Source organism: Pseudomonas sp. 24 E 13 (assembly GCF_900004715.1).
Lineage (GTDB): Bacteria > Pseudomonadota > Gammaproteobacteria > Pseudomonadales > Pseudomonadaceae > Aquipseudomonas > Aquipseudomonas orientalis_A.
Map to the genome: position 1 here is coordinate 3,896 of NZ_CVTO01000111.1, position 19,830 is coordinate 23,725.

General features: G+C 62.5%; 21 protein-coding genes. 8 read left to right on the plus strand and 13 right to left on the minus strand.

The window, feature by feature from the left end:
• Nucleotides 1-204: 204 nt before the first annotated feature.
• Nucleotides 205-1,077: a pyridoxal kinase PdxY gene (gene pdxY / locus BFP90_RS11095; protein WP_065894310.1), complete on the minus strand. Its 873-nt coding sequence runs from the start codon at nt 1,075-1,077 to the stop codon at nt 205-207.
• Nucleotides 1,078-1,194: 117 nt separating this feature from the next.
• On the opposite strand from pdxY, the gene BFP90_RS11100 reads away from it, so the two are divergent.
• Entirely contained in the window at nt 1,195-1,590 is a 396-nt protein-coding gene (locus BFP90_RS11100) for a DUF3301 domain-containing protein (protein WP_065885122.1), read from the plus strand.
• Here BFP90_RS11100 and BFP90_RS11105 read toward each other — a convergent pair.
• From BFP90_RS11105 to zigA, 3 genes are read right to left on the minus strand one after another with little or no spacing between them, the layout of a single operon-like run.
• Nucleotides 1,584-2,546: a CobW family GTP-binding protein gene (locus BFP90_RS11105; protein ID WP_065896690.1), complete on the minus strand. Its 963-nt coding sequence runs from the start codon at nt 2,544-2,546 to the stop codon at nt 1,584-1,586. The genes BFP90_RS11100 and BFP90_RS11105 overlap by 7 nt on opposite strands.
• A gap of 44 nt (nt 2,547-2,590) precedes the next feature.
• Nucleotides 2,591-3,235, minus strand: a complete 645-nt coding sequence (locus tag BFP90_RS11110; protein WP_065896691.1) for a DUF1826 domain-containing protein — start codon at nt 3,233-3,235, stop codon at nt 2,591-2,593.
• A complete protein-coding gene (gene zigA / locus BFP90_RS11115) occupies nt 3,235-4,443 on the minus strand; it encodes a zinc metallochaperone GTPase ZigA (protein ID WP_065896692.1) in 1,209 nt (402 codons plus the stop codon). The genes BFP90_RS11110 and zigA overlap by 1 nt, the downstream gene beginning before the upstream one ends.
• Before the next feature lie 139 nt (nt 4,444-4,582).
• On the opposite strand from zigA, the gene BFP90_RS11120 reads away from it, so the two are divergent.
• Complete coding sequence (locus tag BFP90_RS11120; protein ID WP_065896693.1) at nt 4,583-4,951, plus strand: glutamine synthetase; 369 nt, start codon at nt 4,583-4,585, stop codon at nt 4,949-4,951.
• Here BFP90_RS11120 and BFP90_RS11125 read toward each other — a convergent pair.
• Nucleotides 4,948-6,159, minus strand: coding sequence for an N-acetylmuramoyl-L-alanine amidase (locus BFP90_RS11125; RefSeq protein WP_065885117.1), 1,212 nt, complete (start codon nt 6,157-6,159; stop codon nt 4,948-4,950). The two genes, BFP90_RS11120 and BFP90_RS11125, sit on opposite strands and share 4 nt — an antisense overlap.
• A 128-nt stretch (nt 6,160-6,287) precedes the next feature.
• On the opposite strand from BFP90_RS11125, the gene folE2 reads away from it, so the two are divergent.
• Genes folE2 through BFP90_RS11150 form a run of 5 tightly spaced genes read left to right on the plus strand, consistent with a single transcriptional unit; the run spans nt 6,288 to nt 10,156 of the window.
• Nucleotides 6,288-7,178: a GTP cyclohydrolase FolE2 gene (folE2, locus tag BFP90_RS11130; protein ID WP_065894321.1), complete on the plus strand. Its 891-nt coding sequence runs from the start codon at nt 6,288-6,290 to the stop codon at nt 7,176-7,178.
• On the plus strand, nt 7,175-7,843 hold the full coding sequence (locus BFP90_RS11135) for a metal ABC transporter ATP-binding protein (protein WP_065896694.1): 669 nt from the start codon (nt 7,175-7,177) through the stop codon (nt 7,841-7,843). Before folE2 ends, BFP90_RS11135 begins: the two co-directional genes overlap by 4 nt.
• Complete coding sequence (locus BFP90_RS11140; protein ID WP_065894325.1) at nt 7,843-8,709, plus strand: metal ABC transporter permease; 867 nt, start codon at nt 7,843-7,845, stop codon at nt 8,707-8,709. Before BFP90_RS11135 ends, BFP90_RS11140 begins: the two co-directional genes overlap by 1 nt.
• 11 nt (nt 8,710-8,720) lie before the next feature.
• On the plus strand, nt 8,721-9,599 hold the full coding sequence (locus tag BFP90_RS11145) for a metal ABC transporter substrate-binding protein (protein ID WP_065896695.1): 879 nt from the start codon (nt 8,721-8,723) through the stop codon (nt 9,597-9,599).
• Complete coding sequence (locus BFP90_RS11150; RefSeq protein WP_065886671.1) at nt 9,596-10,156, plus strand: gamma carbonic anhydrase family protein; 561 nt, start codon at nt 9,596-9,598, stop codon at nt 10,154-10,156. The genes BFP90_RS11145 and BFP90_RS11150 overlap by 4 nt, the downstream gene beginning before the upstream one ends.
• A gap of 38 nt (nt 10,157-10,194) precedes the next feature.
• Here the strand turns inward: BFP90_RS11150 and BFP90_RS11155 are convergent, their stop codons facing one another.
• Nucleotides 10,195-10,716, minus strand: a complete 522-nt coding sequence (locus BFP90_RS11155; RefSeq protein ID WP_065894330.1) for a DUF3617 domain-containing protein — start codon at nt 10,714-10,716, stop codon at nt 10,195-10,197.
• 130 nt (nt 10,717-10,846) lie between these two features.
• Here BFP90_RS11155 and cls point away from each other — a divergent pair, with 130 nt between their 5' ends.
• The gene (gene cls / locus BFP90_RS11160) at nt 10,847-12,286 is read left to right on the plus strand and encodes a cardiolipin synthase (protein WP_065896701.1); all 1,440 of its coding nucleotides are present in this window, start codon (nt 10,847-10,849) and stop codon (nt 12,284-12,286) included.
• 136 nt (nt 12,287-12,422) lie between these two features.
• Here the strand turns inward: cls and cfaB are convergent, their stop codons facing one another.
• The 7 genes from cfaB to hflC all read right to left on the minus strand — a co-directional run bounded on the left by cfaB (nt 12,423) and on the right by hflC (nt 19,648).
• The gene (gene cfaB, locus BFP90_RS11165; protein ID WP_065896696.1) at nt 12,423-13,607 is read right to left on the minus strand and encodes a C17 cyclopropane fatty acid synthase CfaB; all 1,185 of its coding nucleotides are present in this window, start codon (nt 13,605-13,607) and stop codon (nt 12,423-12,425) included.
• 87 nt (nt 13,608-13,694) lie between these two features.
• On the minus strand, nt 13,695-14,483 hold the full coding sequence (locus BFP90_RS11170; protein WP_065896697.1) for an HvfC/BufC N-terminal domain-containing protein: 789 nt from the start codon (nt 14,481-14,483) through the stop codon (nt 13,695-13,697).
• Nucleotides 14,474-15,319, minus strand: a complete 846-nt coding sequence (locus BFP90_RS11175; RefSeq protein ID WP_065896698.1) for an MNIO family bufferin maturase — start codon at nt 15,317-15,319, stop codon at nt 14,474-14,476. The genes BFP90_RS11170 and BFP90_RS11175 overlap by 10 nt, the downstream gene beginning before the upstream one ends.
• A 62-nt stretch (nt 15,320-15,381) precedes the next feature.
• Nucleotides 15,382-15,633 (minus strand): BufA2 family periplasmic bufferin-type metallophore, encoded by a 252-nt coding sequence (locus BFP90_RS11180; protein ID WP_065886676.1) that lies wholly within the window; start codon nt 15,631-15,633, stop codon nt 15,382-15,384.
• 111 nt (nt 15,634-15,744) lie between these two features.
• Nucleotides 15,745-17,631, minus strand: a complete 1,887-nt coding sequence (locus BFP90_RS11185; RefSeq protein WP_065896699.1) for a cation-translocating P-type ATPase — start codon at nt 17,629-17,631, stop codon at nt 15,745-15,747.
• Entirely contained in the window at nt 17,628-18,662 is a 1,035-nt protein-coding gene (hflK, locus tag BFP90_RS11190; protein WP_065894339.1) for a protease modulator HflK, read from the minus strand. Before hflK ends, BFP90_RS11185 begins: the two co-directional genes overlap by 4 nt.
• The gene (hflC, locus tag BFP90_RS11195; protein WP_065896700.1) at nt 18,659-19,648 is read right to left on the minus strand and encodes a protease modulator HflC; all 990 of its coding nucleotides are present in this window, start codon (nt 19,646-19,648) and stop codon (nt 18,659-18,661) included. Before hflC ends, hflK begins: the two co-directional genes overlap by 4 nt.
• Between the last annotated feature and the right edge of the window lie 182 nt (nt 19,649-19,830).

The following is a 19,830-nucleotide window of genomic DNA, read 5'->3' on the forward strand; positions in this document are numbered from 1 at the left end:
CTTTTCAAAAGTGAGCCGCTGTAAAAGCGGAACCATTAGCAGCCGTTACCGCAGAAACGGATATGTACTCTTTCCAATCCAGCATCCTGGTCGGCCCAGAGGCCGCCATCGGGGGCAAGCCCCCTCCCACATTTGGATTGTGGAGCATCAGCAAGATAGTCATAGGCTGCTGGGGCTTGCCCCCCCACATTGGGTTCTATGTATCTACAGGCTGATCGGCATCGCCTCAAAGCGTACCCGGGGATGGGCGATTCGATCCTGCGCCCGCACCAGTTCCAGTTCATAACTGGCGCAGGCCTGGGTCTCCAGCAGCACCTCATGCACCGCCGCCGCCGTGAACTCGAACGCCGCCACCAGGCTATCACCCAACAGCACCCGCGCCAGGAACAGCCCCGACGTCAGGTCACCCACACCCACCGGCTGGCGCGGGAAGGCCAGGAGCGGCCTGCGCAAGTGCCAACTGCCCTCGGCCGTCACCAGCAACATCTCGAAGCCGTCCGGCAGCTTGCCCGGGTAATCCAGATGCTTGACCAGCACCGCCTTCGGCCCGCGCGCCAGCAAGGCTTTGGCCATCGCCAGGCAATCGAACAGCGATTGCGGCTTGCGCCCGGCAAAACTGTCCAGTTCCAGCTGGTTAGGACACAGGAAATCCGCCATGGCCGCAGCCTCGTCGAGCAGGAAATCACTGACTTCCTGGGGCACGCTGCAGCCCTTTTCCGGATGGCCCATCACCGGGTCGCACAGGTACATCGCCTTGGGATTGAGCGCTTTGATCCGCGCCACCCCACTTAGAATGGCGCGTCCCTGAGCCGCGCTGCCCAGGTAGCCGGACAGCACCGCATCGCAGTTACCCAGCTCGCCGATCGCCGCGATACCTTCCACCAGTGCCGGAATTTGCTGCGGCGCCAGCACTTCGCCCGCCCAGTGGCCATACTGTGTGTGGTTGGAGAACTGCACCGTGTTGAGCGGCCATACATTCACCCCGACCCGCTGCATGGGGAACACGGCGGCGCTGTTTCCGGCGTGGCCAAAGACCACATGAGACTGGATCGCAAGCAGATGGGGTGTACGTTTCATGCAGGAGATTTCCATAAAGCCGTTGAAATTCTGGCCGCGCAGTATGCGACTAAACGCAGCCTGTACGACAGACCGGCGACACAGTTAAGCTGCGCTCACTTTGTTGGAGTTCATGGAATGCTGACCCTGGGAAACATGTTCGTGTTGATGCTGCTGGCGACCGGCGCCGCGTGGGTCTGGCACAACCATGGCCTGCGCGAGCGGGCGCTGGAGCGGGTCAAGCAGCACTGCGCCAAGCTCGACATCGAACTGCTCGACGGCGCAGTGGCGTTGAAACGCATCGGTTTGGTGAAGGATGCCAAGGGTCGGCGCCGTCTGGCACGCGTCTACAATTTCGAGTTCACCGTCACGGGCGAGACTCGCCACAGCGGCACCATCACTCAATTTGGCGCCCACAGCGCGCAGATCGAACTGGCGCCCTACCCGTTCGAAGCCAAGGAGCCGCTGCCCAGCGCCGACGTCATCGAACTGAGCCAGTGGCGCCAGGACCACGCCACCAAGAACCGTCAGTAACGGCAGGCCACCAGGGCAGCCTGCAATGCCGCCACGTCCTGGGGTGCGCTGAAGATCAGTTCGATACGCGAATCGCGGCGCCATTCGCTGGGCTGCCAGGCCAATGGGCTGTTATCCACAGCATTGGCGGATACCCAGGCCTCACGGCTGTGGATAACCAGTTTGGCACGACGCCATTCCAGGCTTGTCAGCCACTGCTTCAAGCGCTGCGGATCGAATTGCTGGCTCGGGTGCCAACGCCAGCCGATACTCCAGCCGTCCTCCCGGGCCTGACGCAGGCAGATCGGCAGCGCGGGGTCGCTCCAGACCGCCTCCATGTGCGCCAAGCCTTTGGGCACCACGAAGTTATCCACAACCCCGCCCGCCTGTGCCTTCAAACCAGGCAGTTGCTCGATGGGCAACCGTGCCTGACGCGTCCAATAAATCGCGTTGCCGGGTAATTGCTGCGCTATGGCCTGACGCTGCCGCGCATCCAGCGTCTCATCCTTGTTCAACACCAGCAGGCCGGCACTGGCCAGCGCCTCCTGCTGCGCCGGCGGCAAGGGTTTGCCCGCTGCCAGGGCTTGGGCGTCCAGCACCAGTACGCAGGGCTGAAGCGACAGCACCTCCTGCCATGGCGCCTGGCCCAATTGTTTGAGTAACTGCGCCGGATGGCCCAGGCCCGAAGGCTCGATAAACAGCCGATCCGGCCTGGCCTTGCGCAACAACCGACCCAGGCCTACCTGGAACGGCGCACCATTCACACAACACAGGCAGCCGCCCGCCACCTCGCCCAGGGCAATGCCATCCTCTTCTTGCGTGAGCAAGGCTGCGTCCAGGCCGATCTGCCCGAACTCGTTGATCAACACCGCCCAGCGCTCGTTGGCCGGACGCTGGGCAAGCAGGTGTTTGATCAGGCTGGTCTTGCCGGCGCCCAAGGGCCCGGCAATCACGTGGGTGGGAATATTCTGCAGCATGGGTGGCATCATTCAGACCGTGTAGAGCGTTTGATCCTACGCGTTTATGCGAGCCAATCCAGCGTGAGAATCAAGCGACGCTCATTCGCGTTCAGGGCGGGCGAGCGGTGAATCAGGCCATGATTTTCGTTGCCGTGCCATTTTGTACCCTTGAGCAGCGCCACTTCACCGCAGTGGATTTGCTCGATGCGCTCGGCGGGTTCTGCGTCAGGTTGGCTCAAGCGGCGGCGTTCCATGACGCCTTCACGCAGCCACTGGCTGCCAATGCCCGCGTAGGTAGTGATCAGCCGCACAGGCACATGGTCGACATGGAAACGCGGGCACATCGCCTTGTCCAGCAAGCGCAAACGCACGCCGATGCGCCTGGCGCCAAGCAGGCAGGCGAATGCGCTGACCAGCCAGGAGACATCGGCGATAAAGCCGTCATAGCCTTCAAGATCACGGCAACCGGACGCCAGGCCCTGCAAGTTCGGCGCGGTGTCTTCGTCGCTCAACTCGATGACCAATGCTTCGGCCAACGGCTCATCGAGCGACACCAGCAACGCACCGAACTCGGCGATATGCAGCGGCAATTGGCGCTGCCACAGCGCCAGGTTCACGCCGTCTTCGAGGATATCGGAGAGCGCCAGCGGGGTTTCGCCGCAGGTCTGGCGGATCACGGGGCGCAGGGGAATAACCGGGGCCAGCATCAGGCAACTGCCTCCTCATACCAGGGGCCAAAGGGATCGACCCACTGACGCCAGCCTTCGACGCCCAGGGCCATTTCTTCGTCAGTGAGCAGGCACTGGTCAAGTTCGGCGCGCATCTGCGCGAAATCAATGTTCTGCCCGATGAACACCAGTTCCTGACGGCAATCGCCAGTGCTCGGCTGCCAGTTGCCCATGATTGCCGCGACACTTTCTTCGTCTTGCGGCCACTGGCTTTTCGGCACGAAGCGCCACCAGCGGCCGGCAAAGCCATGGCGCATCAAACCGCCGGCCTGGGACCAACTGCCGGCGTCCTGGTGTTTGCTGGCCAGCCAGAAGAAACCCTTGGAACGCAATAGCTTGCCGTTCACCCAGGGCCGGTCGATGAAGTCGAAAAACCGCTGCGGGTGGAAGGGGCGGCGCGCGCGATAAGCGGTGGAAGCGATGCCGTACTCTTCGGTTTCCGGCACGTGCTCGCCGCGCAATTCCTGCAACCAGCCCGGGGCCTGGGCGGCCCGTTCGAAATCAAAGCGCCCGGTGTTGAGGATGGTGTGCAGCGGCACCTGCCCCATCACCATCGGGATGATGTGTGCCTGGGCATTGAGCCGTTCGAGGATCGCCATCAGCTCTTGGCGCTCGTGGCTGCCGATCAGGTCGATCTTGCTGATCAGTATCACATCGGCGAACTCGATCTGTTCGATCAACAGGTCGGTGATCGAGCGCTCATCCTCTTCCCCCAGGGTTTCCCCGCGTGAGGCCAGGCTTTCCGCGGCTTGATAGTCGAGCAGGAAATTCATGCCGTCGACCACGGTGACCATGGTGTCCAGGCGCGCGATATCCGCCAGGCTTTGCCCGTTTTCATCGCGAAAGGTGAAGGTTTCGGCCACAGGCATGGGTTCGGAAATGCCGGTGGATTCGATCAGCAGGTAATCGAACCGGCCTTCCCTGGCAAGCTTGCCGACTTCTTCGAGCAGGTCTTCACGCAACGTGCAGCAGATGCAGCCGTTGCTCATCTCCACCAGCTTTTCTTCGGCGCGATTAAGGGTGACGTCACGCTGGACCTCGCTGCCGTCGAGGTTGATTTCGCTCATGTCGTTGACGATCACCGCCACGCGCAGGTGTTCGCGGTTGCGCAGTACGTGGTTGAGCAGGGTGCTTTTACCGGCGCCGAGAAAGCCGGACAACACGGTAACGGGTAGACGATTGGGCATCAGGTCGCTCTCATCAGGCTGCCCGGTCAAGCCAGGCTTTGTTTATGTTATATTATAACAATACAAACAAGCCAACCCTCCTTGCTCTGCGTGACGAAGGGCGCGAAGCTTGATCACCTCCCAACCCCAGAGAAACCCGATGAAACGCCTGTGGTACATCCTGCTATTGGCAGCGGCGGGACCTGCCTGTGCTCAATCCCCAAGCCTGTCGGCCCACTGCACGCGCAGCGCCAACCTGCTGGCCTGCGTAGACCCGCTGGGCAATGCCTACAGCGTGGCGACCGTCGGCAGCACCACGTATTTGCGCGGTTTCGAAGTGATCGGCAAACGCTACTGGGCACAAACCAACAGCCGCTATGGGCAGCTGACGTTCTTTACCGGGTTGGCATCGGACGGTGAGGCGTGGGTCGGCTACACGCGGCGCGTGGGCTGGACCACGCTCAACCGCTTCTCCAGTTCCGGCGGAGCCAGCGCCACATTCACCTGCAGCCGCATCACCGGCTGCTAGACCTGGCCTTTCTTCTGTTCCTGCGCCCACGCCATGTAGCTGTTCATCGGTGGGTTTTTCTCGAAGTATTTTTTCAGACCGTCGAACAGGCCATCGGCAACCGCCTGTTGATGGCGCGCCGTTACCAGCCGCTGGGCGTCCTGGGTGTTGGAGATAAAGCCGGTCTCGACCAGGATCGACGGCACGTCCGGTGATTTGAGCACCGCAAATCCGGCCTGCTCCACCCGCTTCTGATGCAGGCTGGTGATATTTTGCAGGCTACCCAGCACCGAGCTGCCCAGTTGCAGGCTGGAGGCGATGGTGGCGTTCATCGACATGTCGAGGATTACTCCCGCGAGCATCGGGTCCTTGTCCTTGAGGTTGAGTAACGTCGTGGCGCCCAACAGGTCCGCGCCGTTTTCGCGCTGCGCCATGAAGCGAGCGGTCGCCGAGGTGGCGCCGCCTTCGGACAACGCGTACACCGAGGCCCCCGAAGCAGTAAGCCTTGGTGCGGCGTCGGCATGCACGGAGATGAACATATCGGCTTTGTGCTGACGGGCGATGTCCACGCGCTTGCGCAAAGGCACGAAAAAGTCATCGTTGCGCACCAGCTTCACGTCAAAACCCTTTTCGCGCTTCAAGCGTTTGGCCAGCAACTGAGCGATCGACAGCACCACGTCCTTTTCCCGCTGGCCCTTGGAGCCGATCGCGCCGGGGTCCTTGCCGCCGTGACCCGGGTCGACCACCACAATGATGTCGCGCCGGGGATGGGTTTTATCCACCGGCGCGATCAAGGGCGCAGGTTCGGCGGCGATTTGACGAGGCGCCTGTGTGGCGCGGGTCAGGTCGAGCACCAGACGGTGGCCCTGGCCCTCCTGGGGCGGTAACAGGAAGCTGTTGAGCTGCATCGGCGCGGCCAGGTCCAGCACGATGCGGGTGTCGTTCTGGCCAAAATGCCCGGAGCGGATCGAGGTAATTCCGCTGTTCTTGAGCGCCAACTGGGAGAAATCGCCACTGAGCCCTGCGCCGCTCAGGTCGATGATCAAGCGTTCCGGGGCGGTCAGTGAAAACGTCTTGTAGTGCACCGGGCCGCTGAGGTCGAAGACCAGCCGTAGCTTATCGGCCGAACGCCACAGGCGCGCATTGCGGATCTGCGTGGCGTAAGCCCCCGGCGGCAAGGCGAACAGGGGGCTGAGCAACAGCAGGTTGAGGAGCTGACGTCTGTGCATGACCGATACCGCAAATAAGGGAGCGTCCCTGCTCGACGTGACTGAAGAAAGGCTGGAGCAGAAAATTCATCGTGAATGTTATTGTTATACTATAACATGTCTAATTATTACCAACGATGGACCTGCTTATGAATGCGCTGACTCTGCCGGATATCGCCGCGCAGGCTTCACGCCAAGCCTTGCCACTCGACTGGGTGGGCATGTGCGGCGTGGCCTTGCCTGTCCTGTTTGATGGCCAACGCCTGCTCGCCACCGCCGATGCCGGTGTGAGCCTGGACGATGGATCGGCCCGTGGCATTCATATGTCACGCCTGTACCTGGCACTGGAAATGTTCGATCAGCAGCCGCTGACGCCTGCACTTCTGCGTAATGTACTGCAGCGCTTTCTCGACACACATGAAGATTTATCTAATAACGCCTACCTGCGTATCCACACCAACTTGCTGTTGAAACGCCCGGCTCTGGTCAGCCCTTTGGATGGTTGGAAACGCTACCCGGTCAGCATTGAGGCGCGTCTGGAAAACCAGATGTTCCACGTGGAACTAAAAATTGACGTGACCTACTCATCAACCTGCCCATGCTCCGCCGCCCTCGCCAGGCAATTGATTCAACAGCAATTTCTCGACGATTTCGCCAACACGCCATTGCAGCATGCAGACGTGTTGACCTGGCTCGGCAGCGCCAACGGCATTGTCGCCACCCCCCACAGCCAACGCAGCAGCGCGCAGTTGCATGTGCACCTGCAGGGCGAGCAATTGCCAATTGTCGACCTGATCAACAGTGCCGAAGCCGCCCTCGGCACCGCCGTGCAAACCGCAGTCAAACGTGCCGATGAGCAAGCCTTCGCCCTGGCCAATGGGCAGAACCTGATGTTCTGCGAGGACGCCGCCCGCCGCCTTAACCTCGCCTTGAAGCGCTCGGATGCGGTCAAGGCCTTTCACCTCAAAGTGGTCCACGCCGAAAGCCTGCACGCGCACGATGCCGTGGCTGAAAGCCGCTGGACGAGACCTTCCACATGATCACCTGCACTGCGTTGCGCTGGGGTGCTCCGGGCCAACCGCTCACCCCCGCCGTGGATTTCACCCTGGAAAAAGGCAGCCTCACCGGCGTCATCGGCCCCAATGGCTGTGGCAAAAGCAGCCTGCTCAAGGTCATCGCCGGCTTGCACAAGCCGCTGGCAGGAAAGGTCAGCGTCGATGTTCCACGGCGCGGCGGCCTGGCCTTCCTGCCCCAACAGCAATACCTGGACCGGCAGTTCCCCATCAGCCTGCAGGAACTGGTCGCCGCGGGATTGTGGGGCACTCGGCTCACGGCACCGCAACGCAACGAACGCCTGCACGCCGCGCTGGAAGACTGGTGCCTGAGCGGTGTGGAGCAACGCCCGTTAATGGCCCTGTCCGGCGGGCAACTGCAACGCGCCTTGCTCGCCCGCATGAGCCTGACCAACTCGCCGGTGTTGCTGCTCGACGAACCCCACGCTGCCCTTGATGAGGAAGGCCAGGCGCTGTGCTGGAAACATATCCATGCCTGGCATGAAGAAGGCCGCACGCTGATGGTGGTCTGTCATGACCTGGCGTCGGTGCGCCACCACACACCGGACGTGCTGCACATCAAAAGCACAGGCTGCGTGCTGGGCAGGAGTAAAGAGTTGATTCGTCCACAACCGCAATTGCAGGTGGCCTGATGCATGTTGCCGCCCACTTGTGGATGCCCTTTGTCGACTTCGTGTTTATGCGCCGCGCGCTGATCGGCGGGCTGGTGCTGGCCTGCAGCACAGCGCCGCTGGGGGTGTTTTTGATCCTGCGGCGCATGAGCCTGATCGGTGATGCGGTGGCCCACGGCATTCTGCCCGGCGCCGCCCTGGGCTTCTGGTTCGCCGGGCTGAGCCTGCCCGCGTTGACCCTCGGCGGCCTCGGCGCCGGGCTGGGCATGGCGGGGTTATCCGCGTGGATCACCCGTCGCACCGGCCTGCGCGAAGACGCCAGCCTCGCCGCCATCTACCCCATCTCCCTCGCCGCCGGCGTGTTGATTCTTGGCATCGCCGGCAAGCGCCTGGACCTGCTGCACCTGCTGTTCGGCTCCGCGCTGGCCGTGGATGAAACCACCCTCACCGGCATGCTGTGGGTGACCGGCTTCAGCCTGATTGCCATGGCGCTGATCTACAAACCGCTGTTGCTCGATACCCTCGACCCGCTGTTCCTGCAAACCGTCAGCCGCCTGGGCCCGCTCGCCCACGGACTGTTCCTGACCCTGGTAGTGCTGAACCTGGTGATCGGTTTCCAGGCCATTGGCGCCTTGATGGTGGTGGGTTTGATGATGCTGCCGGCCATCGCTTCACGCTTCTGGAGCCGGCGCCTGCCGGTGTTGATCGCGGTATCGGCAGTGCTGGGATGCCTGTCGGTATGGCTGGGTCTGCTGTTGTCGTTCTATTACTCACTGCCCAGCGGCCCGGCCATCGTGCTGGTGGCGGGCGCCGGGTATTTGCTGTCCGTGGTCTTCGGTCCGGTGCACGGCTTGCTGCGCCGCCCGCCCTTGCTGTCATCCCAATGAGGTGTTTTCCGATGCGCGCTCTACTCGTGCTGTTCAGCCTGCTGCTGCCGCTGTCGATGTCCCAGGCCGCCGACAAACTCCAGGTGGTCACCAGCTTCAGTATCCTCGATGACATCACCCAACACATTGGTGGCGATCACATCCAGATCAGCAACATGGTCGGCCCGGACGCCGACGCCCACACCTACGAGCCCACGCCGGACGACGCCAAGGCGCTGCTCAAGGCCAGGCTCATCATCAAGAACGGCCTGGGCTTCGAGCCCTGGTTGGACCGCCTGGTGACCAGCACCGAAACCCGGGCCACTGTGGTCACCGCCAGCAAGGGCGTAATCTCCCACACCATGGACGAGGACGGCGAGACCATCCCCGACCCGCACGCCTGGCACAACCTGGCCAATGCCGAGATCTACGTCAACAACATCACCAAGGCGCTGGTGGCCGCCGACCCTGCCAACCAGGCGGACTATATGCGCAACAGCCAGGCCTACCTGAAAGACATCTACCGCCTGCTGGCCGAAGCCAAGGCCAGGTTCGGCGCGCTGCCTGCGGGTAACCGCCGTATCGTCACCTCCCATGACGCCTTCGGTTACCTGGGCCAGGCCTACGGTATCCAGTTCCTCGCGCCCCAAGGCCTGTCCACCGAGCGCGAACCGTCGGCCGCCGAAGTGGCCGCGTTGATCACCCAGATCCGCAAGGACAAGGTCAAGGCCGTGTTCATGGAAAACATCAAGGACTCACGCCTGCTCAAGCAAATTGCCGACGAAAGCGGCGCGCAGATCGGCGGCACGCTGTACTCCGATGCCCTGGCCGCAGAAGGCCCGGCCAGCACCTTTACCGGGCTGTTCGAGTACAACCTCAACACCTTGTGCGCCGCGCTGGGCAAACCATGATTCGCAAGAACCCTTCCGGCGATCTGCCGGTAATAGCCGAATCGGCCTATGTCGACAAAACCGCGATCATCTGCGGCAAGGTCATCATCGGCGAAAACGTGTTTGTGGGCCCCTACGCCGTGATCCGCGCCGACGAGGTCGACGCCAGCGGCGCCATGGACCCCATTACCATCGGTGCCAATTCCAATATTCAGGACGGCGTGGTGATCCACTCCAAGTCCGGCGCCGCCGTGACCATCGGCGAGTTCACCTCGATTGCGCACCGCTCCATCGTGCATGGCCCCTGCACCGTCGGCGACCGCGTGTTCATCGGCTTCAACAGCGTGCTGTTCAACTGCGCCGTGGGCGACGGCTGCGTGGTGCGGCACAACTCGGTGGTGGACGGGCGCGACCTGCCCGCAGCCTTCTATGTCCCCTCCACCACCCGCATCGGGCCCACTACCGACCTGTCGCAATTCCCGCCGGTGAGTGTCAGCGCCTCGGAGTTTTCCGAAGACGTGGCGCGCACCAATGTCGACCTGGTGCGCGGTTACAAGGCCCTGCAAAACGAGTTCTGAAGCAGGAATCGGGTGTTGATTGGCAATGCCCGGCTGGGTCAGGCGCGAGGTTTGACGGTGCCGCAATCGTTACCCAGCCACTGGGCGTGAGTGTCCAGGCTGCCCTTTTGCTGGATGCCGGTGGCATTGAAGGTGCCGTTGACGGTGGTGGTGAATTCTTTCTGGCTCTGGAACGTCGCCACCCCCACACCCTGGGCTTTCGGGCAACTGAAGCGGAATTTCCACTGGTTGCCGGTCTTGTCGGTCACTTGCTGTTTACAGCCCGACTGCGGGTCGGTCAGGGGGATGGAATCGGAGGCGACCTGAGCCGGCGTCAGGCACACCTGCACGCCTTTACCGGCCATGGTAATGCCTTGTTTTTCCAGCATGGCGCGCTGTTCGGGGGTCATCTGTTGCTTGAGCTGACCGAGGATCAGCGACAGGTCCGGCAGGTCCTGGTTATCGACTTTCATATTGCTGGTGGTCAATTCCCACAAGCCCGGCGCCAACATCTGCGCCTGCGCCGCCAACGGCAGCGACAAACCAACAACCATGGACAAACACAGCAGACGAGCATTCATCGGGTAACTCCTGGGCAATGGTGGGCGTTAGACGCCGCAAAGGCGCCAGTGTTGCACGGCAAATAAAATAGCGACATTCACTGTGGAACATGGTCTGTTACGCACTGGACTGCCCGGAGTGATGTCGTTCATGGATTTTTTTGGCCCGCACCTGCTCGCCTACTTCATTGCCACGCTGCATTTTTTCGGGAGCCTCGCCGCAGTCCATGCGGTACTGACCGTCAGGACCGCCCAAGGCTCGATTGCCTGGGCGTTGTCGTTGATGTTCATGCCCTATCTCACGCTGATTCCCTACCTGATTTTCGGGCGCAGCACCTTCGATGCCTACATCCAGGCGCGTCGCCAGGCCAACCAGGAAATGCACCGGGCAATCGCCGAACTGAACTGGCGCCCGTGGGTCGAGGAAGCGCTGGCCGCACGCAACTCCAGTGCCTACGCGTCCTTGCGCGCCATGCCCAAATTGGGTCGCATGCCCTGCCTGGCCAATAACCAGGTGCAGTTGCTGGTCAATGGCGACGCCACCTTCAGCGCCATCTTCGAGGCCATCGGCAACGCGAAAACCGCCGTACTGTTCCAGTTTTTTATCATTCACGACGATGACCTCGGCCGCCAACTGCACCGGTTACTCACGGCCAAGGCGGCCGAAGGCGTGGACATCTACGTGCTCTACGACCGTATCGGCAGCCACGCCCTGCCCCATCGCTACGTACAATCGCTGCGCGACGCCGGGGTGAAGGTCAAGGCCTTCGCCACCCGCAGTGGCTGGCTGAACCGCTTCCAGGTCAACTTTCGCAACCATCGCAAAATCGTGGTAGTGGACGGCGTCACCGGGTTTGTCGGCGGGCACAATGTGGGCGATGAATACCTCGGCAAAAAGCCGCCGTTGTCACCGTGGCGCGATACCCACGTGCAGGTCACCGGCCCGGTGGTGGCGTGCTTGCAGGAGTCGTTTGCCGAGGACTGGTTCTGGGCCGCGCGGGCATTGCCGCCCCTGATCCTGCCGGACGCTTATCCGGAAGACGGCGTGCTCTGCCAATTGCTCGCCAGCGGGCCGGCGGACCCATACGAAACCTGCTCGCTGTTTTTCGTCGAGGCCATTCATGCCGCGACCCAGCGCGTGTGGATCACCAGCCCGTATTTCATCCCCGACGAAGCGGTGTTCGCCGCCCTGCGCCTGGCCGTCCTGCGCGGCGTAGATGTGCGCGTGCTGCTGCCCTCGCGTCCCGACCACCGCATCGTGTACGCCGCCTCCAGCCTCTATGCCATCGAAGCGGTACGCGCCGGCGTGCGGGTGTTTCGCTACACCCCCGGGTTCCTGCATCAAAAAGTGGTGCTGGTAGACAGCGAAATCAGCGCCATCGGCAGTGCGAACATGGACAACCGTTCGTTCCGGCTGAATTTCGAAGTGATGTTGCTGACGGTCGACGAAGCCTTCGCCAAAGAGGTGGAGCAGATGCTGCTGGACGACTTCGCCCTGGCCCATGAAGTCAGCCAGGAAGAAAGCCGCGAGACCCGGCGCCTGCAACAGCTGGGCATGCGGGTGGCGCGCTTGATCTCACCCATCCTTTAAACACACAGGTGGCCCTCTGTAGGAGCGAGCTTGCTCGCGAAAAACGTCAACGATAACGCGTCCTTCCTGAATGAACGCGGTGCCTGTGAGTTTTTCGCGAGCAAGCTCGCTCCTACAAAAAGCCCCCCTCCCACATTCAGCGGTAGATATCTTCCCGCGTCCACGGCAGTTCATGGCTGCCATCGGCATGGGGTTTCACCGCCAGGATCTGGTGCAGGTTGATCCAGCCCCGCGCAAACGCATAGGCGCAACCGGCCAGGTACAGGCGCCAGATACGCAAAGCGTGCTCCGGCACCCTCTTCGTCGCCGCTTCGAGGTTGTCCTCCAGGCGCTCGCTCCAGTGGTCCAGTGTGCGGGCGTAGTGCAGGCGCAGACTTTCGACATCCACCACTTCCAAGCCGACTTCGCTGATTTCCGCCGTCATCATCGCGAGGTGCGGCAGCTCGCCATTGGGGAATACATAGCGCTCGATAAACTCCCCGGCACCACGGCCCACAGGACGACCATCGGTATGCTTGGCGGTAATGCCATGGTTCATCACCAGGCCGCCTTCGCGCACGGCGCCGTGCAGAATCCGGCAGTATTGCGCCAGGTTCGCGTGGCCGACATGTTCAAACATGCCCACGCTCACCACCTTGTCGAAACGGCCATCCTGAGGCAGGTCGCGATAGTCGAGCAGTTGCAGGTCGACCTGCTCTTCAAGGCCTTCGGCCCTGACCCGCTCTCTGGCCAGGGCCAGTTGTTCCTTACTCAAGGTAATCCCGAACACCTTGACGCCGAATTCCCGCGCCGCAAACCGCGCCAGCCCGCCCCAGCCACAGCCTACATCGAGAAGATACTCACCCGGCTGCAAGCGCAATTTGCGGCACAGGTGGCGAAATTTGTCTTGCTGGGCCTGGTCGATGGACTCGCTGCCGGTTTCGAAATAACCGCAGGAATACGCCATGTCCTGGTCCAGCCATAGCTGGTAGAACTCATTGGACAGGTCGTAGTGGTAGGAGATGGCCGCCGCGTCGGTTGCCTTGTCGTGGATCGAGCGCACCGGGCGAGGTCCGTCGTCGTCGTCGATCAAGGCGTGACTCAATTCGTCACATACCCTGATCACCTCGGCAATGGAGCCTTCGAGGTCCAGCTTGCCCTCGACGAAGGCTTCGCCCAGTGAGTCGAGCGTGGGATGGGTCAGCTGTGTGACGACCGTAGGGTCCTTCACCACAATGGTCACACTGGGCTCCGGGCCCAGGTTGAATTCATGGCCGTCCCAGAGTCGCAGACGCAGCGGTAGCTGAAGATTCTGTAAGGCCGGTGGAAGTTGCGCGAGCATGAGTAGTCCCCCCCTTGTTTCAGACGTCTGGAGTGAGGGTAGACCATCCCAAATAAAGTAGGAAGCTATCGATTAAATAACTGCCTGCTATGAAGCCCGACGTTCGAGCAACCCGTCCTGGATCCACTGTTTCAACCACGTGGCCGCTTGCAGTGGCGCACCCTCTCCATAAGTGACTGTCAACTCGATGCACAGTTCTGAAAAGTTCCAGCCGGTGGTCGTCATGCCTGCCAGGGCACGGGCCTCATCCGGTTCCAGGCTGCGGTACTGGCACAGGTTGCGGTGACGCCACACCAGGCACACATGTGCCACGTCCAGCGCCTGGCTGCCGGGAAAGTCCGATTCATCCTTGTTGGCCCGCCAGATCGCCACTGTATTGAAACGGCACAGCACATGATGCACTGAAGGTGCCAGCGATACGCGCAAATGCGGCCAGTCCTCGGGCGTCAGTTGCGCCATATGGTCGAGGGTCAGCGACTCGCCCGCAGGCGCGTCGAAGGCCAGGGTGAACGCCCATTCCAACTGCGCCAGTTCGGCCAGGGGAATACTTTGTTCGGCCACCAGATGCTCAAGAATAAACACTGCAAAGCGCTCACCCAGCCAACGCAGGCTGTAATGGGCCGACGGGTAGCGCCGAACATACGCCTGGCTCAATGCGGCAAACTCTTCATCACCCAGCCAGTAGCGGATGGCGGCGAAATCATGACGTAACACTTCCTGTAAGCGCGACAGGTAAGCGTTGTGATAAATCGCCAGGCCCGTGTCTACATCCAGCGTCGGGCCGCCGAGCAGGGTGGAAGAAAATCCACTGGCGGCGGTGGACGTTTCAGACAACAGATGCGCCTCGAAGGCCAGTTGCCAATCGATCAGGCGCATAGCGCACCCCTGGCCAAAGCGGTGGCCCCCAGCTCCCGGGCCTTGCTCAATTCAGCCAGCAACGCCTCGAATGGCGGAAAATGATCGTCGCGTTCCAGCAGCGTCGACACCGGCCCCAGATGTTCCAGGGTGCGCTGATAGAGCGCCCACACGGGGTCGCACACCGGGTGATCATGGGTATCGACCACGTAGTCGCCGTAATCCAGATGCCCCGCCAGGTGCAGTTGGCGAATGCTCTCGGGCGGCAGGTTGCGAATGAACTCCCAGGCATCGAACGCGTGGTTGCGCGAGCTGACGTACACATTGTTCACGTCGAGCAGCAGTTGGCATCCCGTCAGGTGCGTCAACGCATTGAGAAATTGCCACTCGGTAAATTCATCTGCCTTGGAGCGTACGTAGCTGGAGACGTTTTCCAGCACCAACGGGCGTTGCAGCACGTCTTGCACCTGACGCACGCGACTGGCCACGTGGTACAGGCTTTCCTCGGTGTAAGGCAGGGGCAGCAGGTCATGCAACTGGTGGGCGCTGCCCCGGCTCCAGCACAGGTGATCGGAAATCCACGCCGGCTGGATGCGCGCGGCAAGCTGCTGGATGTGCTTGAGGTATTCGGTATCGATGGCATGGGGCCCACCGATCGACAGAGACACACCGTGCATCACCAGGGGATAGCGCTCGGCTATCGCGTCCAGGTAGTACAAGGCTTTGCCGCCCTGCACCATGTAGTTCTCGGAGATCACTTCGAACCAATCCACCGCAGGGGATTGGGCCAGGATCTGTTCATAGTATTCGTTGCGTAAACCCAGGCCGTAACCCAGGAAGGGGAAAGAACTGACCATCATGCGCTCCTGGAAGTGTCCGCAGCGGCGCGGTGTCCGCTGCGGTCGCACTCGCGTGTCGGTTACTCGCCGACTTTGCCACCGGCCTTGTCGCATTCGGCCTGGGTCATGGCCTTGAAGCCGTGGCCCTTGCAGACCGCCTGGCCTTTGCAGGCGTTTTCAGCGGTTTTGCAGTCGTTCATGCCTTTGCAGGAAGTGACGCCGTAGCAATGAACCGGAGCATCGGCGGCCTGTACCTGGGTGGCGACGCCGGCAAACAGGGAAGCGGCAGCGATCGCCAGGGCAGCACCGGAAACGGCGTGTTTGATATTCATTGTGTAGTCCTCAGGTGATGGTGTCGGTCTGGACGGATTGCCCAGTCTCGACACACCACTAGAGTGAGGCGCCCTTTGCGCGTTACAGCCCTGTACAAAGATTTGTAAAAATTATTCGTCGAGCTTCAGCAACGGCTCCTGAAAGCGCAGCAAGCGCCCGGCGTTACCGAGTACCAGCAAGGTGCTGAGGTTATGCAGCACGGCGGCAATCATGGCCCCGGCGGCGCCCAGCCAGCCGAAGGCGGCGAACACCACGATGGCCAGCGTCCAGCCCAGGCCGATGATCACGTTGACCTGCAAGGTGCGTCGGCATTGGCGGCTCAAACGCACACAGGTACCGAGGCGGCGCAGGTCGCTGCCGATCAGCACCACGTCGGCCGAGGCCAGCGCGATATCGGCACCGCCCGCGCCCATCGCTACGCCGACCACGCCGGCTTTCAGTGCAAGGGAGTCGTTGATCCCATCCCCCACCACCATCGGCCGGAAACCGCTGCCGATCTCTCCCAGCACCCGGTTGAGTTTGTCTTCCGGTAACGCCTGGGCCTGGACCTCACTGATGCCCACACTCACGGCGAGGCTGTCGGCCACGCTCTGGCGGTCACCGGTGAGCAGCAGTTGGCGACCCAGCCCCAGCTCGCGCAGCTCCTGCAAGGCCTGGCGCGCCTCCGGTTTGACGCTGTCGGCCAGCAGCAGCCAGGCCAGGAATTGCCCGTTCAGCGCCAGCCCGGCAATCGGGCCGTCGTGCTCAGGCACCGAGGTGGTGACGATATTCAGTTGCTCGAACAGTTCGGGGCGGCCCAGCGCCGCTTCGCCCTGTTCCGTGTGCGCAACCACGCCGAGCCCCTGGCGCTCGCGAATATCGCTCAGCGTCAACAGTTGCTCCTGCGTCGCCAACCCCGCCAGCGCACGGCTGACCGGATGGCTGCTGGCCGAACCGAGGCTGGCCGCCAGGTTGAGCAACGCCTGGCGATCGGTCGAAGCGGTTTGGATGGACTGCAGGCGTAAAGTGCCGAAGGTCAGGGTGCCGGTCTTGTCGACGACCAGCGAAGTGAGGTCCGCCAGCTCTTCCAGAAACGCCGAGCTGCGAATCAGGATGCCATGGCGTGCAGCGACCGCGATCCCGGCAATCGCGGTCGCCGGCGCTGACAACACCAATGCACACGGACACGCCGCCACCAGCACGGCCAGCATCGCCTGAGCGTCGTGGGTGACAAACCAGGTGACCGCCGCCAGCAGCAGTACCAACACCATGTAGCTACCGGCATAGCGCTCCAGCAACCGCGTGATCGGCGGCTTGGCACGCTCGGCGTTCTGCATCAGCGCAATGACCTTGCCCAGGGTCGACTCATTGCCCGTGCGCGTCACTTCAAGGCGCAGCAGGCCGTCGAGATTGATCGCCCCGCCGAACACCTGTACGCCCACACTGGCCTCCAGAGGCACCGACTCCCCGGTAATCGGCGCGGTGTCCAGGCTGGCCTGGCCCGACAGCACCACGCCATCGGCCGGCACGCGGTCGCCGGCGCGCACTTCGACCACATCTCCGCTGTTCAGCGTGGCGTTGTCCACTTCCACAATGCTGCCGTCAGCCTGCACCCGGCGTGCATGGCTGCGGGTGAGCTTGCCCAGCGCATGGATCGCTTCCTGGGAACCGATCACGCTACGCTCTTCAAGCACATGCCCGAAAATCATGATGATCGGCAGCAAGGCAGCGGTCAGCAGATCGCCCGTTGCCCAGGCGCCCATCATCGCCAGCGCGATCAATTGGTCGGTGATGCCATGCAGGCTCGGATAGCGCAGGCTGTACCAGGCCGAACGCATGACCGGCACGGCCACCAGCAGCGAGGCAACACCGAGCAACAGCTGGCTGACCCCGCTCTGGTCCGCCGCCAGCCAGCGCCATACCAGGCCCAACAGCAATAAACCCAGGGCCAGCATGGCCAGGGTCAATTGCCGGGCGGCGCTGCGCTGTTCAGTCGTGGTCAGCATGGATGCGCTCATTGCTCGGCTCCCTGGAGGATCAAACGGGCGTCGTCTTTGGGATCGACCGTGGTCACCGAGCCGGCCTGGCCGAGAATCTTCGGCAAGCGTTCACGGTACAGGCGCAGCAACAAGCCCGGGTCTTTCACTTGCGCCAGGCCGGCGACCGTGGCGGTCTGCGCCTGGGCATTGGCCAGACGTTCACTGGCCTGGGCATGGGCGACCTGCACCTGGCGATCAGCCTCCTGGTTGGCGGTCTGGGTGAGCTTTTGCGCATCGGTGTGCGCGTTGGCCACCGCTTTGTCAGCTTGCTGGCTGGCCGTGAGTACCGCGTTGAACGCGTTCACCGCCGGGCCCGGCAGGCTCGATTGCACATCGACCCGGGTCACTTCGATACCCAACCCCAAGCCGCTGGCGGTCAACTGTGCCAGACGCTGATTGATGCCTTGCACCAAATCACCGCGCAGCCGTTCGCGGCGCTCGGCGGCGCCGTTGTCAGTGCCGATCAATTCAGGGCGCGCCACTAAGATAGTGTCCAGGTCCCGCGCCGCCGCCAGGGCAACCGCACTGCGCGTCACCAGGCGGTCCAGCGCGGGCAGCACATGCTCGCCCTGCAATACAAAGGCATAGGGTTCGGTGACCTTGTAGAAGGCTCGCACATCCAGTTGCACGATCCCGGCATCACCGGTCAGCAGATAGCCGGAGCCGGCCAGCGTATCGCTCAAGGGTGTGGCGAAACTGGCCACGCGGTCCGCCTGCACCGCCGCATCCGAACGCAACAGGTTCTCCACCCGACGCTCGATCACCCGGTCCGCCGCCGGCAGCAACACCACCTGCTCGAACGGTTGCGGCCATGCCAGCAGCAACCCGGCGTTCTGAATGCGGTCGAGGGCGCCGAAGTGCAGCACCATGGCGCGGTTCTGCGGGTCGATCTGGCGCACATTGGAAAACGCCCAGGCCAACGCCGCCAATACGGTGACTGCGTACAGCGCCAGGAACGTCAGGCGCCCGGCCTGGATCCAGGGGCTGTCCGGGCTGTCACGCTCACTCATGGCTGAACATCCTTCGGTCCATCCACCAACGCGCGGAACGGCGCGGCATCGGTACGCAGAATGATCCTGGTACTTGGCGTCACCACCGTACCCAGGGTATCCAGCGAGCGCAGCAGGTTGTACAGCTGCGGGTTGCCCGCGTAGGCACGTCCGTAGATCTGCGCCGCCTCGACCCGCGATTGCGCTTCGATATCAGCGGCCTTGACCGTGGCCTCGGCTTGCACGATCCGCGCATCACGCTCGGCCGCCGAGCGGATCTGCGCCGCCTCGCGCTTGCCCACGGCAGTGCGCTCGGTGGCGATGGTTTCACGTTCGGCGCGCATGCGGTCGACCGTGGCGGTGAGCGTCACCGACGGCAAGGTCAGCCGCTCGATGCCGACCTGGGCCACGCGTACGCCATAGGTGGCGAGCAATTGTTGATCGATCTGCCGGCGCAGTTGGGCTTCGAACTCGGCGATGCGTACCTGGCTGGCGTCGGTGTTGATCAGGCTGGACAGATCAAAACTGGCTGCCGTGGTCTCCAGCGCCGAGCCGACGAAGGTACGGATCTGCCGCGCCGCTTCGTCCGGCTGGTTCTGCACCGCACGCATGAAGCGCTGCACATTGTCGGTATCGCCCTGCACCTGCCACGCCACGTAGGCTTGCACGATGATGCGCAAGCCATCGCGAGTGCCCACATCCTGCAACCCGCTGGAGGTGGTACGCAGGCGCAGGTCCACCGGAATCGCCGCTTCAAACGGCGCCGGCCAGCGCCAGCCCAGGCCCGGTTCCAGCAGCACCCGCACCGGGTTGCCGAACCGGGTAATCACCGTGGCCTCGCCGGAACGCACCTGCACCAGGCTCGCCGCCGCGATGGCGAACAGCACAAGCACTGCCGCCCAGGCCATGCGTCGCCAGGGAATAGGTCCGGCTGCCTGTTCATCGCCGTGATGGTGATGGTGGTGATGGCCGTGGTGATGACCGTGATCGTGGGAATGAGCGCTCAACAGACAGACTCCTTATTGAACGGCTTTACGCGGCACCGAGGGATCGGCCGGCAAGGTAAAAGAACGCAGATCGATCGTCGGCGCGCTGTCGGCGCCCAGGCGATGATCCAGAATAAGCAGTTTGGCGTGGGCCAGGCCCTGGCTGAGCTGGCCCAGGTACTGCTCCAGCACGAAGGCTCGGC

Excerpts from the sequence above, each read along its gene's own strand:
- BFP90_RS11170 (WP_065896697.1), bottom strand. The coding sequence starts at position 14,483 with ATGCGCCTGATCGATTGGCAACTGGCCTTCGAGGCGCATCTGTTGTCT.
- hflK (WP_065894339.1), bottom strand. The coding sequence starts at position 18,662 with ATGAGTGAGCGTGACAGCCCGGACAGCCCCTGGATCCAGGCCGGGCGC.
- BFP90_RS11125 (WP_065885117.1), bottom strand. The coding sequence starts at position 6,159 with ATGCACAGACGTCAGCTCCTCAACCTGCTGTTGCTCAGCCCCCTGTTC.
- BFP90_RS11180 (WP_065886676.1), bottom strand. The coding sequence starts at position 15,633 with ATGAATATCAAACACGCCGTTTCCGGTGCTGCCCTGGCGATCGCTGCC.
- BFP90_RS11175 (WP_065896698.1), bottom strand. The coding sequence starts at position 15,319 with ATGGTCAGTTCTTTCCCCTTCCTGGGTTACGGCCTGGGTTTACGCAAC.
- BFP90_RS11100 (WP_065885122.1), top strand. The coding sequence starts at position 1,195 with ATGCTGACCCTGGGAAACATGTTCGTGTTGATGCTGCTGGCGACCGGC.
- BFP90_RS11110 (WP_065896691.1), bottom strand. The coding sequence starts at position 3,235 with ATGCTGGCCCCGGTTATTCCCCTGCGCCCCGTGATCCGCCAGACCTGC.
- folE2 (WP_065894321.1), top strand. The coding sequence starts at position 6,288 with ATGAATGCGCTGACTCTGCCGGATATCGCCGCGCAGGCTTCACGCCAA.
- zigA (WP_065896692.1), bottom strand. The coding sequence starts at position 4,443 with ATGCCCAATCGTCTACCCGTTACCGTGTTGTCCGGCTTTCTCGGCGCC.
- BFP90_RS11120 (WP_065896693.1), top strand. The coding sequence starts at position 4,583 with ATGAAACGCCTGTGGTACATCCTGCTATTGGCAGCGGCGGGACCTGCC.
- BFP90_RS11150 (WP_065886671.1), top strand. The coding sequence starts at position 9,596 with ATGATTCGCAAGAACCCTTCCGGCGATCTGCCGGTAATAGCCGAATCG.
- BFP90_RS11105 (WP_065896690.1), bottom strand. The coding sequence starts at position 2,546 with ATGCTGCAGAATATTCCCACCCACGTGATTGCCGGGCCCTTGGGCGCC.
- BFP90_RS11135 (WP_065896694.1), top strand. The coding sequence starts at position 7,175 with ATGATCACCTGCACTGCGTTGCGCTGGGGTGCTCCGGGCCAACCGCTC.
- BFP90_RS11185 (WP_065896699.1), bottom strand. The coding sequence starts at position 17,631 with ATGAGCGCATCCATGCTGACCACGACTGAACAGCGCAGCGCCGCCCGG.
- BFP90_RS11145 (WP_065896695.1), top strand. The coding sequence starts at position 8,721 with ATGCGCGCTCTACTCGTGCTGTTCAGCCTGCTGCTGCCGCTGTCGATG.
- BFP90_RS11140 (WP_065894325.1), top strand. The coding sequence starts at position 7,843 with ATGCATGTTGCCGCCCACTTGTGGATGCCCTTTGTCGACTTCGTGTTT.
- pdxY (WP_065894310.1), bottom strand. The coding sequence starts at position 1,077 with ATGAAACGTACACCCCATCTGCTTGCGATCCAGTCTCATGTGGTCTTT.
- cls (WP_065896701.1), top strand. The coding sequence starts at position 10,847 with ATGGATTTTTTTGGCCCGCACCTGCTCGCCTACTTCATTGCCACGCTG.
- BFP90_RS11155 (WP_065894330.1), bottom strand. The coding sequence starts at position 10,716 with ATGAATGCTCGTCTGCTGTGTTTGTCCATGGTTGTTGGTTTGTCGCTG.
- cfaB (WP_065896696.1), bottom strand. The coding sequence starts at position 13,607 with ATGCTCGCGCAACTTCCACCGGCCTTACAGAATCTTCAGCTACCGCTG.